Origin of the sequence: Nocardia jinanensis (genome assembly GCF_014645735.1) — a bacterium.
GTDB lineage: Bacteria > Actinomycetota > Actinomycetes > Mycobacteriales > Mycobacteriaceae > Nocardia > Nocardia jinanensis.
This window is the reverse complement of record NZ_BMMH01000001.1, coordinates 323,423-339,983: the sequence shown is the minus strand read 5'-3', so window position 1 is coordinate 339,983 and position 16,561 is coordinate 323,423. Positions and strand designations below refer to the sequence as shown.

Here is a 16,561-nt window from a genome sequence, read left to right as displayed (position 1 = left end):
GGAACAGGAACCAGTAGTGAACCAGGGTGACAGTGCGGCGATCCGGTGGACCGGCGGGCTCACTCGCTACCCGGTGGTGGTGCGGTCGGTGGCCGCGGTATTCGCCGGTGTACTGCTGTTCGGCAGTTTCCCGCCGCGGCCGTGGTGGTTCCTCGCACCCGCCGGAATCGCGCTGCTCACCCTGATCGTGCGCAGCGGGACCGGTTTGCGTTCCGGTTTCGGTTACGGCTTCCTCGCCGGACTCGGCTTCTTCCTGCCGCTCCTGCCGTGGACCGGGATCTACGTGGGTCCGCTGCCGTGGCTGGCCCTGTCCACCGCGTGCGCGGTGTATCTGGGCCTGTTCGGGGTGCTCGGCCGGATACTCGGCCGGTTGCCGGGATGGCCGCTGTGGCTGGCCCTGGCCTGGACGGCCGCGGAATGGGGCCGGTCCAGCTTCCCCTTCGGTGGGTTTCCCTGGGGGCGATTGGCGTTCGGTCAGGCCGACGGTTGGTTTCTGCCGCTGGCCGCCTACGGCGGCGCGCCTCTGGTGAGTTTCGCCGTCGCGCTCAGCGGCACCTGCGGGGCGGCGGTGGTGCTCGGGTTGCTCCGGGAATCGGGTTCCCCGCGCGGCGGGCGGGTGGCCACCGCGGCCGCGGCGTCGACCTGTGTGCTGCTCGCCGCGGCCGGGCTCGGACTCGGCGCGACACTGCCCGGTCCGATGGAGGGGGACCGGACCATCACCGTGGCCGCGATCCAGGGCAGCGTGCCGCGGCTGGGTCTGGATTTCAACGCCCAGCGTCGAGCCGTCCTCGACAATCATGTCCGCCGGACCGAACAACTGGCCGACGACGTGACTTCCGGTCTGTTTCCGGCCCCGGATGTGGTCGTATGGCCCGAGAATTCCTCCGATATCGACCCATTGCGCAATCCCGACGCGGCGGCGCTCATTTCGGCGACGGCACGCCGCATCTCGGCACCGATTCTGGTGGGAGCGGTGCTGGTCAACGGGGACGGAACCACTACCAATTCGGTAATGGTCTGGACCGCGGAAAGCGGTCCGGGAGACCGCCACGACAAAAAAATAGTACAGCCTTTCGGCGAATACCTGCCGATGCGTGGATTCTTCCGTCTCTTTTCGGACTATGCGGACAGGGCAGGGTACTTCGTGCCGGGTCACGGCGACGGAACAATTCGGGCCGCAGGTACGGAAATCGGGGTGGCAACCTGTTATGAGGTCGCTTTCGACCGGGCTTTCCGGGATTCGCTGCACTCGGACGCGCAATTGCTCGCGGTCCCGACGAACAATGCGACTTTCGGCGAAAGTGAAATGACTTACCAGCAACTTGCGATGTCCAGGGTGCGGGCGGTCGAACACGGGCGCTCGCTGGTCGTGGCCGCCACCTCGGGGGTCAGCGCGATCATCGCCGCGGACGGATCGGTGCGGCAGGAGAGCGCGCTGTTCGTGCCCGAGGCACTGGTCGCCGAGGTGCCGCTACGCGGTTCGCACACCCCGGCAACGGTGCTGGGGCCTTGGCCGGAACTGGTCGCCGTGTTCGTGACGGTGGCCGGTGTGGTGATCTCGATCGTCGGGCGGCGAGTCCGCCGGCGGGCCGAGACCGCCACGGCGCCCGCGCGGGACTGACCGCGGAACCGGTTTCTCGTCGCGACCGGCGGGTCCGCGATGACGCGCGGGCTGCCGGCGGTTCTCACGATTTGCCCCGTGTTTATTTTTGGTATCGAAGGGTAAACATGCTGGCCCTTTGTGCGTAGTATCTAGGCAGTCGCCCGGCCTGCCGGGTCAGAAGTGAAGCGATCTTCCGCGTCTCGGCGTCACCAGGGCACCGGAATTCGGACACTGTGGTCCGATAGCTGTTCCGGCTCCAGATAACCATTCGGTTTCGACTGCAATCCATTCAACGTGATGCTCCGAATAACCAGTCGTGAATCACACCCCCACGGCCGGTACGGGCCGTTGTGGGCTGTTCGGGGAGTGTCGAGCTGTAGAACGGAGTGATTGATGAGATCGTCGGCCACTGGGGTCGATAGCAGTTCGCCGGCCGAACTTTCGGCCGAACCGTTTCCGCTCACACCCGCACAGACGGCGATGTGGTATGCCCAGCGAATCCAGCCGGATATCCCCCTCGTCATCGTCGAATACGTGGAGTTCCATGGTGAGCTGGATCCGGGTCTGCTGCTGTACGCGATCGAGCGTTTCGGGATGGAGACCGAGGTCGGGTTGCAGCGCATCGTGCAGATCGACGGGGTACCCCATCAGGTGATCGACCCGACCATGCGGCCCGGCTGGGCACGACTGGATCTGCGGTCCGAGGCGGACCCGCACAAGGCCGCGCTGGAATGGATGAAGGAAGACGCGCGCACTCCCATCGATTTCGAGCACGATCCGCTCGTCTTCAACGCCGTGCTGCGCACCGGCGACCGCGACTACATCTGGTATGCGCGGGCCCATCACATCGTCGTCGACGGCTATGCGGCGATGAACGGGCTGGTCCGGACCTCGGAGATCTACACCGCCTATTACGAATCCCGGGAACCGGCGGTTTCGCGTGCCACACCGCTGGCCGAGCTGTACGCGGGGGAGAACGAGTACCGGAACTCGCAGCGGTTCGACAACGATCGCGCCTACTGGAGCGAGATCCTCGACGGCGCGGGACAGGTCGTGAGCCTGTCCACGGTCACCAATCCGCCGGCCACGGTGGACGCGGGCCGACGGTTGGCCACCGCGGTCCTCAGCGAAACCACTGAAGCGGCCGTCACGGCGGCCGCCGCGCAGCGCAACGCCTCCAACCCGATCCTGTTCGCCGCGGCCATGGCTTGCTACGTCCGGTCCATGACCGGGGAGAACGACGTGGTATTGAGCCTGCCGGTATCGGCGCGCACCACGGTCTCGCTGCGCCGGTCCGCCGGAGTGGTGTCGAATGTGGTGCCGCTGCGGATCCGGTTCGAGCCCGATACCACCGTCGAGGATGTGGTGCGGGCGGTGGAACGCCAGATCACCGGGGCCCTACGCCATCAGCGCTACCGGCACGACGATATCCGCCGCGATTGCGGTTACGACCGCGACACCCGCGGGTTCTTCGGCCCGATGATCAACATCATGCTGTTCAGCCGGCCGCTGCGGTTCGCCGAACTCGAGGTATCGGCGCACGTGCTCGCCACCGGGCCGGTCGAGGATCTCTCGGTCAACCTGTACACCGGCGACGGCGGCCGGGCCCACCTCGACTTCGAGGCCAACCCGCTGCTCTACAGCGAGACCGAGGTCGAGGCCCATCACCGCCGGTTCCTGAACTTCGTGGATCGCTTCCTCACCACCGAGGTGGACACCGTTGTCCGGGAACTGCCCGTTCTCACCGAAACCGAACAGCGGCAGGTACTGCACACCTGGAACGATACGGCCGAACCGGCCGAATCCGGCACGCTGGCAAGTATCTTCGCCGCGCAGGTGGAACAGTGCCCGGATGCCGTGGCGCTGGAGTTCGAGGGTGCGGCGCTGACCTATCGCGAACTCGACGACCGTGCGAACCGGTTGGCCCGGCTACTGATCGCGGCGGGCGCCGGACCGGAACAGGTGGTCGGGCTGTGCCTGCGGCGCAGCCTCGAACTGGTGGTCGCGATGTACGCCGTGATCAAGACCGGGGCCTCCTATCTCCCGCTGGACCCCGAGCATCCGGTCGCACGGCTGGAGGGGATCGTGGCCCGGGCACGTCCGGTGGCACTGCTGGTCGCCGCGCGGGACGGTCTCGAACTGCCCGGCAACGCCGATCTGATCGCGGTCGATACCGTCGCACTCGCCGGGTTCGATTCCGCACCCGTCACCGATGCCGACCGTATCTCGCCGTTGCGCGGTGACCATCTCGCCTATCTGCTGTTCACCTCCGGTTCCACCGGCACCCCCAAGGGGGTCGGTATCACCCACGAGGCGATCGTGAACCGGCTCCGGTGGATGCAGCACGAATACCCGCTCGACCACACCGATGCCGTATTGCAGAAGACCCCGGCGACCTTCGATGTCTCGGTATGGGAGTTCTTCTGGCCGCTGCAGACCGGCGCCCGGCTGGTGCTGGCGCGCCCGGACGGCCACCGCGATCCGGCCTACCTTGCCCGCGTGATCCGCGAGAAGCGCGTTACCACAGCACATTTCGTTCCGTCGATGCTCTCGGTGTTCGTCACCGATACCGAAGTAGGCGATTGTGTCTCGCTGCGCCGGGTGTTCTGTAGCGGTGAGGCGCTGCCCCCGGCGACCGTGCGCGATTTCCACGCCGCGCTGCGGGGTCCGCAGCTGTACAACCTGTACGGACCCACCGAGGCCGCGGTAGATGTCACCTACTGGCACTGCCCGCCCGAACCCGATGTGGTCCCCATCGGTTCGCCGGTGTGGAACACCCGCACCTATGTCCTGGACGCGGCATTGCGCCCGGTCGCGCCCGGAGCAGTGGGTGAGCTGTACCTGTCCGGTATCCAACTGGCCCGCGGCTACCTCGGGCAGGCGTCGCTGACCGCCGAACGGTTCGTCGCCGATCCGTTCACCCCCGGCGCGCGGATGTATCGCACCGGAGACCTGGCCCGATGGCAGCTCGGCGCCGAGGGCAGCCGTCGCGGAGTTCTGGAATACCTGGGACGCACCGATTTCCAGGTCAAGATCCGCGGTCTGCGGATCGAACTCGGCGAGATCGAATCCGCGCTGCTGGCCGATACCCGGATAGCCCGCGCCCTCTGCGTCGCATACCGTGCCCCCGCCGGCGATCAGCTGGCCGCCTATGTGGTGGCCCGCGGTGCGGCCGACCTCGACCCCGAGGTGGTCCGGGCGGGTCTGGCCCGCTCGCTGCCCGGGTACATGGTGCCCGCCACGGTGACCGTGCTCGACGAAATGCCGCTCAACAGCAACGGCAAGATCGATCGGGCGGCGCTTCCGGCCCCCGTCCCCTCCGAACAGCGCGCCCGTACGGCACCGCGTAATGAGGTAGAAGAAGCGCTGGCCACCATATTCGCCGGACTCCTGGGCGTCCCGGAAGTCGGTATCGACGACGGGTTCTTCGAACTGGGCGGGAATTCGCTGGTGGCAGCCCGGGCGGTCGCGCGGATCAACACCGCGCTCGGTACCGCACTGACCATCCGCGATCTGTTCGAGGCCGGCACCATCGCCGAGCTGACCGACCGGTTCTCGGTACACGAACCGGACCTCGCCTCACCGCAGCTGGTTCCGGTGGCCCGGCCCGACCGGATCCCGCTGTCCCCCGCCCAGCAGCGGCTGTGGATCCTGAACCGTTTCGCCGAGCACGCCGCCGCCTACAACATGCCGCTGGCGATCCAGCTGGACGGCATCCTCGATACCGAGGCGCTGGAGGCCGGGCTGCTGGATGTACTGGAACGACACGAGAGCCTGCGCACCACCTTCCCCGATTCCGGCGAAGGCCCGTACCAGCGGATCCATCCGGTCGCCGAGATCGGTCGGGCGCTCGAAGTGATCGCCGCCGACAGCACCGAGATCACCGGTCTGGTCACGGAATTCGTCTCGCGCCCGTTCGATCTGCGCAGCGATATCCCGGTGCGGGTGGCGCTGTACGCTACCGACAACGATTGCCATGTCCTCGTCATGGTGCTCCACCACATCTGCGGTGACGGCTGGTCGGTCGCGCCGCTGGCTCGGGACCTGACCTCCGCGATCGAGGCGCGGGCGGCCGGCCGGGCGCCGCAGTGGACCCCGTTGCCGGTGCAGTACGCGGATTTCGCGCTGTGGCAGCGGGAACTACTCGGGGACGAATCGGACCCCGCGAGCGCCCTCAGCCGGCAGGTCATCCACTGGCGGGCCGAACTCGCCGGCCTACCCGATCAGCTCGACCTCCCGCTGGACCGGCCGCGTCAGGTGCGCCGCTCCACCGGGGGCGGCCGGGTCGCGTTCACCATTCCGGCCGGAACCCGCCGTGCGGCAGCCGAACTGGCCGCCGCGCGCGGGGCCAGCATGTTCATGGTGGTACACGCCGCGTTGGCCACACTGCTGGCCCGGATCTGCGGTAGCACCGATATCGTGATCGGCACCCCCATCGCGGGCCGTACCGATCCGGCCCTGGACGAATTGGTCGGGATGTTCGTCAACACCCTGGTCCTGCGCACCGAGGTCGATCCCGGTGCCGATTTCGACCGGATGCTCGATATCGTCCGGGAGACCGATCTGAACGCCTTCGCCAATGCCGACGTACCGTTCGAGCGGCTGGTCGAGGTGGTGAACCCGGAACGCTCCGGGGCACGTCATCCGCTTTTCCAGGTGATGCTGTCCTACGACAACGCCGGCGAACTCGAACTGGAGCTACCGGGGGTGCGTACCGAGATCCTTCCGCTCGACGGCGCCGTCGCGAAGTTCGATCTTCAGCTCGAGGTGCACGACGACAACACCGGTGGCGAACTGCATGCCGAGATCGGTTACGCGACAGATGTGTTCGACGAGCGGACGGTCGCCGCGATCGCGCGCAGGTTCGTCGCCGTCCTGGACGCGGCGGTGGGTGATCCCCGGCGCCCCGTCGGTGATATCGAGGTGCTGGAGCGTCGGGAGCGCGGCAATCTGGTCCCGCTGGCCGGTGGTCCCGCCGAACCGCCGGTCGTACTGGCCGAGCTGCTCGGCCGGTCCGCGGTACGCGATCCCGACGGGGTCGCCGTTCGCTACCTGGGCAGGGACACTACCTATCGGGAGCTGGACGAACGCGCCAATCAGGTGGCGCGACTACTGATCGAGCAGGGCGCCGGACCCGAGACAGTGGTCGCGCTGGCGCTACCGCGTGGCCTGGACGCGCTCACCGCGATCTGGGCGGTCGCCAAAACAGGCGCCGCGTACGTGCCGGTCGACCCCGGCTATCCGCCGGAGCGGATCGCGCATATGCTCACCGATTCCCGTGCCCGGCTCGGGGTCACCGGTCTCGACCAGGTCCCCGCCCTGGCCGAGGTACCGGGCGCCGTCGAATCGTGGCTGATCCTCGGCTCGCCGGAGTTCGAAAATGATTGTGCTGCAGTATCTTCGGCGCCGGTCACAGACCGCGATCGGATCACCCCGCTGCGCACCACGCATCCGGCCTACCTGATCTACACCTCCGGTTCCACCGGCACTCCGAAAGCCGTGGTCGTCACCCATGCCGGGCTGGCCTCGTTCGCCGCCGAACAGTGCTACCTGTTCGGCGTCACCCCGGATTCACGGACCCTGCACTTCTCTTCGCCGAGCTTCGACGCCTCGGTGCTCGAATTGCTGCTCGGGTTCGCCTGTGGTGCGACCGTGGTGATCGCGCCGCCGGATATCTACGGCGGCGGCGAACTCACCGACCTGCTGCGCACCGAAGCCGTCACCCACGCCTTCGTCACACCCGCCGCCCTGGCCACGGTCGACCCGGCGGGGCCGGAGCATCTGCGCACCGTCATGGTGGGTGGCGAGGCGTGCAGTCCCGAACTGGTGGCGACCTGGGCCGACCGGTACCGCATGCACAATATGTACGGCCCGTCCGAGGCCACGGTGGCCGCCACCATGTCCGGACCCATGCGCCCCGGCCGCCCGGTTCCGCTGGGACATCCGGTACGCGGTATGCGGTTGTTCCTGCTGGATTCCCGGTTGCGACCGGTACCGCCCGGCACCCCGGGCGAACTGTACGTCTCGGGACCAGGTGTGGCCCGCGGCTATCTGGGCCGGCACGGCCTGACCGCGACCCGTTTCGTCCCCAATCCGTACGGCCGGCGCGGCGAACGGATGTACCGCACAGGCGATCTGGTGGTGGCCGACCGCTCCGGGCGGCTCCGGTTCCTGGGCCGCGCCGACGATCAGGTGAAACTCCGCGGCTTCCGCATCGAACTGTCGGAGATCGACCATGTGCTGCGCGGCCATCCCGGGGTACGGTCCGCGCTGACCGTCGTGCACACCGACGCGCACGCCCGGCAGCGGCTGGCGGCCTATATCGTCGCCGACGCCGGTCTGGACCCCGTCGAGGTACGGGCGACCGCGCGCGGGCAACTGCCCGGGTATATGGTCCCCGACGCTGTCACCGTGCTGCCGGAGTTCCCGAAGGCGCCGTCGGGCAAGCTCGATCGCAAGGCGTTGCCCGAACCGGTCTTCCTGCCCGCGGCGACCACCTCCCGCGCACCCGCCACCGAGGCCGAACGCCGAGTCGCCGAGGTCTTCGCCGAAGTGCTGGGGTGCGAGGTCACCGGTGCCGAGGACGGGTTCTTCGATATGGGCGGCAACTCGCTGCTGGCGACCCGGCTGGTGGGCGCGCTCTACGAGCGGTTCGGGGTGGACCTGCCGGTGCGCACCGTGTTCGAGTCCCCGACCGTCGCGGCGCTGACCGAACAACTCCTGCGCACTCCGGCCACCGCCCGGGTTCCGCTGGCCGCCTACGATCCGCGACCGCAGCGATTGCCGTTGTCGCTGCCGCAGCAGCGGCTGTGGTTCCTGAACCGGTTCGCACCCGAGTCCAGTGCGTACAACATCGCCTTCGTCCTCGATATCGAGGGCAGCCTGGATATCCCGGCGCTACGGGCCGCGCTCGGCGATATCGTCGAACGGCACGAGGTGCTGCGCACTGTCTTCCCCGACGACGGTGCGGGCGCCCACCAGCGGATCCTCCCGGCCGCGTGGGCGCTGCCCGCGCTGGAACTGCGGGAGACCGATCCGGCCGGGGCCGAAGCCGCGCTGCGGGAATCGGCCACCACCGGGTTCGACCTCAGCGCGGGTACACCGTTGCGGGCGACACTGCTGCGTACCGGCACGGACCGGTATCGGCTCGGTGTGGTGGTTCACCACATCGCCGCCGACGGCTGGTCGCTGGCCCCGCTGACCCGTGATCTGGCCGTGGCCTATCAAGCCCGGCGTACCGGGGAAGAACCGCAATGGTCGCCGCCGGCGGTGCAGTACGCCGATTTCGGCCTCTGGCAGCGCGAACATCTCGGAGACGAAAGCGATTCGGACAGCCTCGCCGCGCGTCAGCTCGGCTACTGGCGAGAGCAGCTCGCGGGCCTGCCCGACGAACTACCGCTGCCCTACGACCGGCCCCGGCCCGCCGAACCCGAGCACACCGCCGCCTCGGTACGCCGGGGTATTCCCGAGCCGGTGCGCAGCGCACTCGCGGAGGTGGTCCGTGCCCAGGGCGTGAGCTCGTTCATGCTGCTGCGTTCGGCGCTGGCGGTGCTGTTGCGCTCGGTCACCGGCGGTCGCGATATCGCCATCGGTACACCCGTCGCCGGCCGGGCCGATCGCAAGCTCGACGAGTTGGTCGGGATGTTCGTCAATACCCTCGTGCTGCGCTCGGAGGTCGACCCCGCTCGCCCGTTCACCGATCTGCTACGCGCGGACCGGGATACCGAATTGGCCGCCCTCGCGCACTCCGATATCCCGTTCGAGCAGGTGGTGGCCGCACTCGGACACGACCCCCGCGCCACCGGCCGCCACCCGCTGTTCCAGGTCGCGCTCACCGTGCAGGACACCCCCGTGCCCACGCTGGAACTACCCGGGTTGTCGGTGGACGCGGCCGCGCTCGATATCGCGCGCGCCAAATTCGATCTGGAACTGCGCGCCGGGGATATCGCCGCCGGCGAACTCGAATTCGTCTACGCCGATGAACTGTTCGACGCGGCGACCGTAGAGATCCTGGCGGATCGTTTCATCCGGGTGCTCGCCGCGATCGCCGCGCGGCCCACTGTCCCGGTGGGCGATATCGACACCCGCACCGATACCGAACACAACATGTTGTGCCCGGCGCGCGGCCCCGTCCCCGGGATCCCGCGCACCCTGGGCGCGCTGTTCGGGGCCACCGCGCTCGCGCACGGCCCCCGCCCGGCGCTGTACGAGGACGATACGGTGCTCACCTACGCCGAACTCGACCGTCGCGCCAATCGACTGGCGCGCGCGTTGATCCGGCGCGGGCTAGGTACCGGCGACAAGGTCGCACTGGGTCTCACCCGGTCCGCGGACTCGGTGACGGCGATGCTCGCCATCGCCAAATCCGGGGCCGCGTTCGTACCGGTGGACCCCAACTATCCGGCCGAGCGGGTCACGCATATGCTCGCCGACTCCGGCTGCTCGGCCGGCATCACCCGGACCGGTCACGCCGAACGGTTGCGCACGGCGGGCGGCGCGGAGATCGACTGGCTGCTACTGGATTCCCCGGCCGGCCGTAGCGAGATCGGCGGTGAGCCCGCGGATCCGGTGACAGACCGCGACCGCATGCGCCCGGTCCGGGTCACCGACGCGGCCTATCTCATCTATACCTCCGGTTCCACCGGAAAGCCCAAAGGCGTCACCGCGACCCACGGCTCGCTCGCCGATCTCGCCGACGAGTTCCGGGACCGCATGGCGGTGAACCCGGCCGCGCGTACCCTGCACTTCTCCTCGCCGAGTTTCGACGCGGCGGTCCTGGACCTGCTGCTCGCGATCGGCGCCGGCGCCGCCATGGTGATCGCGCCGCCGGAGGTCTACGGCGGTGACGAACTGGCCGAGCTCATGACCCGCGCCGAGGTCACGCACACCTTCATCACCCCGGCCGCGCTCGCCACCATCGACCACGAGCGCTGGCCGTTGCCCGCGCTGCGGGCTCTGATGGTCGGCGGTGAGCATCTCGGCCCGGAACTGGTGGCGCGCTGGGCGCCCGGCCGGCGCATGTTCAACGCCTACGGGCCCACCGAAACCACCGTCGTCGTCTCGGTGACACCGGTCGCCCTGGACCGCCCCGCCGAACTGGGCGGACTGATTCGCGGGACCCGCGCCCTGGTGCTCGACGAACGCCTGCGTCCGGTGCCCACGGGGGTGCCCGGTGAGCTCTATCTGGCCGGCCCCGGGCTGGCTCGCGGGTATCACGAGCGGTTCGGGCTCACCGCGGCCCGGTTCGTCGCCGACCCCTACGGACCGGCCGGTGCCCGGCTCTACCGCACCGGTGACATCGTGCGCTGGTCGCGTGAAGGTGGCCTGCGCTATCTGGGCCGCAGCGACAACCAGGTGAAGATGCGCGGGTTCCGGATCGAGCTCGGCGAGATCGCCGACGCGCTCGCTGCCCATCCGGCGGTGCATTTCGCCCATGTCGAGGTGCGCCGGCTCGGCGATTCGGACCGGCTGGTCGCCTATGTGCATCCGGCCGACCCCGAGCACCGGCCCGAACCCGAAGAACTGCGCGATCATCTGAACCGGCGCCTGCCCCGGCATATGGTCCCGGCCGCGTTCACGTTGCTCGACGAGATCCCGCTGACCCCGGTCGGCAAACTGGATATCGCCGCGCTGCCCGAGCCCCGGGCCCTGCTCGCGACCGCACCCGGCCGCGCGCTCGGTTCGGATACCGAACGCCGGGTCGCCGCGATCATGGGCGAACTGGTGGGCGCCGTGATCGCCGACGCGGACGAGAGTTTCTTCGATATCGGCGGCAACTCGCTGCTGGCCACCCAGCTGGTGGGCCGGATCGACGCCGCCACCGGCGTACGGCTGCCGGTGCGCGTGGTGTTCGCCGCACCGACGGTCGCCGAACTCGCGGCGCGCCTCGATGGTGAGACAGCCGGTACCGGGGCCGCGCTGGTGCGCCGGGAACGGCCCGAGCGGATCCCGCTGTCGGCTGCCCAGCAGCGATTGTGGTTCCTCAACCGTTTCGGTGGCGCGGACGGTGGTGCCTACAACATCCCGGTGGTGCTGCGGCTGCGCGGTCCGCTCGATCACGCCGCGTTGCGCCGCGCGCTGCACCTGTTGCAGGAACAGCACGAAACCCTGCGCACGGTGTTCCCGGAGATCGGCGGGGAGCCCGCCCAGGTGGTGCTCGACGCCGCCGAAGCCGCTGTCGCCCTGCGGACACCGCCGGCCGGTGACGCGGGCCATGGCGCCGCGATCGAGCGGTTCATCACCCCCGGATTCGATCTGTCCTCTGAAATACCTTTGCGGGCAGCGCTTTTCGTTGTGGCGCCGGATGAGCACATCCTGGTTCTCGTGGTGCACCACATCGCGATGGACGGCTGGTCGCTGGAACCGCTCGCCGCCGATGTGGCGGCGGCCTACCGGGCGATCCGGCTCGGCGCGGATCCGCGGCCCGATACCGAGCAGCTCCAGTACGTCGACTACACGCTGTGGCAGCAGGATCTGCTCGGCGACGAGGCCGATCCCACCGCGCCGATCCGCCGCCAGCTCGACTACTGGCGTACCCGGTTGGAAGGGCTGCCCGAACTGCTCGCGGTTCCCGCCGATCGTCCGCGCCCGCCGGTTCCGTCCTACCGCGGTGGCACGGTGGAACAGCGGGTCGACGCCGAGGTACACCGGGAATTGCGCGCTCTCGCCGCGCGCCACAATGTGAGCCTGTTCATGGTGCTGCACGCCGCGCTGGCGGTACTGCTGCACCGGATGACCGGCGTCGGCGATATCGCCGTCGGGACCCCGGTCGCCGGGCGTGGCCGGCCCGAACTCGACCGCATGATAGGTATGTTCGTCAACACGCTGGTCCTGCGGACCCCGGTGGCGCACGACGACCGCTTCACCGATCTGCTCGATACCGTGCGTGATACCGATCTCGACGCGTTCGGTCACGCGGATCTGCCGTTCGAGCGGCTGGTCGAGGTGCTCAACCCGGTGCGTTCCCAGGCGCACCACCCGCTGTTCCAGGTGATGCTGTCGGTGCGCGACGAACCGGTGCGGGCGCTGGAACTCCCGGGGCTGAGCATCGAGGCGATGGATATCGACGCCGGTATCGCGAAATTCGATCTCCAGTTCACCCTGACCGAATCCCGCACCGCCGATCGGTCGCCGGACGGGATCAGCGTATCCGTGAACTACAGCGGGGATCTGTTCGACGAACCGACCGCGGCCCGGCTCAACCGGCGCCTGGTCCGGTTGCTCGCCGCCATCGCCGCCGATCCGTCCGTGGTCGTCGGTGACCTGGAACTGCTGGAACCCGAGGAGTGGTCGGCGCTGGCGCCGCTGCGCCGCGCCGACCCCGATCAGCCCTGCACCCTGGCCGAGGTCTTCGCCGCGGCGGTGCACACCGACCGGCAGGCGGTGGCGCTGGCCGGTGCCGGGGTGGAGATCACCTACGACGCGCTCGACCGCTGGAGCAATCGACTGGCCCGGGTGCTGGTGGGCTACGGCGTGGGACCGGAAACGCTCGTGTCACTGGGTATTCCGCGGACAGTCGAATCAGTGGCCACGGTACTGGCGGTCACCAAGACCGGCGCCGCTTTCGTCCCGGTGGACCCCGGCTACCCCGCCGCGCGGATCACGCATATGCTCTCCGATTCCGGCGCCGCCCTGGGGCTCACCCTGGCCGAATACCGCGATCAGCTGCCGGGTGAGGTCCGCTGGCTGGCGCTCGACGATTCCGAAGTACGCGAACAGGTGTTGCGGGCCTCCAGCGCGCCGATCACCGACGCGGATCGGATCGCTCCACTGCGGATGGACAATCCGGCCTACGTCATCTACACCTCCGGTTCCACCGGGACGCCGAAGGGCGTGGTCGTCACCCATCGCGGGCTGTCCAACTTCGCGGCGGAGACCGCACATCGGTTCGATGTCCGGCCGGGCAGCCGCATCCTGCATTTCGCGACCCCCAGTTTCGACGCCGCCATGCTGGATCTGCTGTTCGCGCTCGGCGGTTCGGCCACCCTGGTGCTCACCCCGCCGGGCGTGGTCGGCGGGGCGGAACTGGCCCGGGTGCTCATCGCGGAACGGATCACGCACGCCTTCATCACCACGGCCGCGCTCGCCACCGTGGACCCGGTGGGCATCACCGATTTCCAGCATGTGCTGGTCGGTGGCGAGGCGCTGCCGGCCGAAGTCGTCGCACGGTGGGCGCCCGGCCGGAATCTGCACAACGTCTACGGCCCCACCGAGACCACTATCGTCACCGTGATGTCGCCGCCGCTGGTGCCGGGCGGGCCGATCCCGATCGGCGAACCGATCCGCGGTGTGGCGGCCATGGTGCTCGACGCCCGGCTACGCCCGTCCCCGCTGGGAGTAACCGGCGAGTTGTACCTCGCGGGCGGGGCGCTTGCTCGCGGATACCACGACCGGCCGGGTCTCACCGCGCAGCGGTTCGTCGCCAATCCGTACGGGAAACCGGGTGAGCGGATGTACCGCACCGGCGACCTGGTGCGTATCCGCACCGCCGAGAACGGCGGCCCCGGCGGTATCGAGTACGTCGGGCGAACCGACCACCAGGTGAAGATCCGCGGTTTCCGGATCGAACTGGGTGAGATCGACGCGGCACTGAGCCGGCATCCGGCGGTGGAGTTCTCCTATACCGCCGGGCACGACACGGCCGCGGGAGCCACCGCGCTGGTGTCGTATGTGAAGGCCGGACCGGACACCACCGCGGCCGAACTGGCCGCGCATGTGTCCGAACTGGTGCCCAATTACATGGTTCCGCAGTCGATCATGATGATCGACAGATTGCCGCTGACCCCGGTCGGCAAACTCGACCGGGCCGCCCTGCCCGAGCCGGTGTTCACCGCCGCTGAAGGCTATCGAGCACCCGCCAACGCGGTGGAAGCCGCGCTGTGCGAGATCTTTGCCGAAGTGCTCGGGGTACAACGAGTAGGCGCCGGGGACGGATTCTTCGAACTGGGTGGTAATTCGCTGCTGGCCACCAAGGTCGTCGCCCGGGCCCGCGAGGCCGGATACGAACTGCCGATGCAGTTGCTGTTCGGCGAATCCACCCCGGCGGCGCTGGCCGCACGGCTGGGCGACGGTACCGCCGCCGACGCGATGGAACTGGCGCTCGCCCCGCTGCTGCCGCTGCGCCCGGATACCGGTACCGGCCGGCCGCCGCTGTTCTGCGTGCATCCGGCGATCGGTCTGGCCTGGTGCTATGCCGGGCTGCTCGCAGAACTTCCCGCCGACCAGCCGGTCTACGGTCTGCAAGCGCCGCAGGCGAGCGGGAATCCCGGATTCGGTTCGATCGGCGAGGCCGCCGAGCACTACATCGCCCATATCCGGACCGTGCAGCCGCACGGGCCCTATCAGCTGCTCGGCTGGTCGCTGGGCGGTCTGATCGCACACGAGATCGCCGTGCGGTTGCAGGCGGAGGGGGAGAAGGTCGCGCTGCTCAGCATGCTGGACAGTTACCGGCTCTCCGACGAACTGGCCACCGATGCCGTACCCAGCGTCGCCGAGATCCTGGGCGAATTCGGTGGCGATCTCGTCCCCGACGGGGCCGAACCGACGCTGGCCGAGGCGGCCGAACTGCTGCGGTCGCGTCCCGGACCGTTCGCGGCGCTCACCCTGGATCATCTGGAACGGCTGTACGCCGGCTACGCCGACGGCACCGTCCAGGCGAACGGGTTCAGCCCGGGAGTGTTCGACGGTGACCTGCTGTTCTTCGCTGCCGCGACCGATCCGGTGAACCTCGCGGCCACGGACCGCGAACCCGGAGCCTGGCTGGCCTTCGTCACCGGCGCGGTGCACCCGCACGATATCGCCTGCACCCACGCGGAGATGACGACTCCGGAGTCGCTGGCAGTGATCGGCCCCGTGCTCCGGATGCATCTCGGTGGTCGGACGACCGTGACGGACGCACGAGCACAGCCCGTTGTCGACACGAAGGAGAGCGCTCAGTGAAGCCCGCGGTGCAGATCGCCGGTCTGGTGAAGAACTACGGCCGGGTCTGCGTTCTGGACGACTTCGATCTCGAAATCCCCGAAGGCACGGTGATGGGGCTACTCGGCCCCAACGGCGCGGGTAAGACCACTGCCGTCCGGATCGTCACCACCCTGCTGCGGCCCAATGCCGGATCCGTCCGCGTCGCGGATGTCGACGTCCTGCACGACCCGGCCGCAGCGCGCAAACTCATGGGACTGTCCGGTCAGTACGCGGCGGTGGACGCCAATCTCACCGGCTACGAGAACCTGCGTATGGTCTCGCGGCTCTACGGGATGTCGCGTGAACGCGCCGTCGCCCGGGCTCGGGAACTACTGGGCGAATTCGGGCTCGAGGAGGCCGCGGACCGCCGGGCCGGAACCTACTCCGGCGGGATGACCCGCCGTCTCGATCTGGCCGGCGCCCTGGTCGCTCGCCCGCCCGTGGTGGTTCTCGACGAACCGACCACCGGACTGGATCCCCGCGCCCGCAACGATATGTGGCGGGTTATCGGCGAACTCGTCCGCGACGGCACCACGGTCCTGCTGACGACCCAGTATCTCGAGGAAGCCGATCGGCTCGCCGATCAGATCACGGTGCTGGACAAGGGCCGGGTCATCGCCCGCGGTACCGCGGACGAACTCAAATCCTCGATCGGTGGGGACCGGCTGACCGTCACCCTGAGCTCCGGACAGGATCCGGCGCCGGCGCTGCGAGTCCTTGCCGAGATCGGCATCGGTGAACCCGCGCACGAGGCGAGTGTGGACGAGGTGTCGGTGGTGGTCGCCGATGGCTCCCGCACCATGGTTCAAGCGCTGCGCCGGCTCGATGACGCAGATGTGAACGTCGTCGACGCCCGGGTGCACCGGCCCAGCCTCGACGACGTCTTCCTGTCCATCACCGGCTCGCCGGCGCTGCCGGACACCGAGCCGCGCACCAGTGACGTACCCGAGGAGATCATGTCGTGAGCACCGCAGAAGTCGCGGTCGAATCCGAAACCAC

Annotated in this window: 3 protein-coding genes; all 3 read left to right on the top strand. The window is 68.9% G+C overall.

Going from position 1 to position 16,561, the window contains the following annotated elements:
* The first annotated feature begins 16 nt into the window (after positions 1-16).
* The 3 genes from lnt (at position 17) to IEY68_RS01505 (ending at position 16,527) form a co-directional block, all read left to right on the top strand.
* Entirely contained in the window at positions 17-1,621 is a 1,605-nt protein-coding gene (gene lnt / locus IEY68_RS01515) for an apolipoprotein N-acyltransferase (protein WP_229718556.1), read from the top strand.
* Between the two features lie 375 nt (positions 1,622-1,996).
* Positions 1,997-15,541, top strand: coding sequence for a non-ribosomal peptide synthetase (locus IEY68_RS01510; RefSeq protein WP_082681457.1), 13,545 nt, complete (start codon positions 1,997-1,999; stop codon positions 15,539-15,541).
* Positions 15,538-16,527, top strand: a complete 990-nt coding sequence (locus IEY68_RS01505) for an ATP-binding cassette domain-containing protein (protein ID WP_058855636.1) — start codon at positions 15,538-15,540, stop codon at positions 16,525-16,527. Before IEY68_RS01510 ends, IEY68_RS01505 begins: the two co-directional genes overlap by 4 nt.
* The last annotated feature ends 34 nt before the right edge of the window (positions 16,528-16,561 follow it).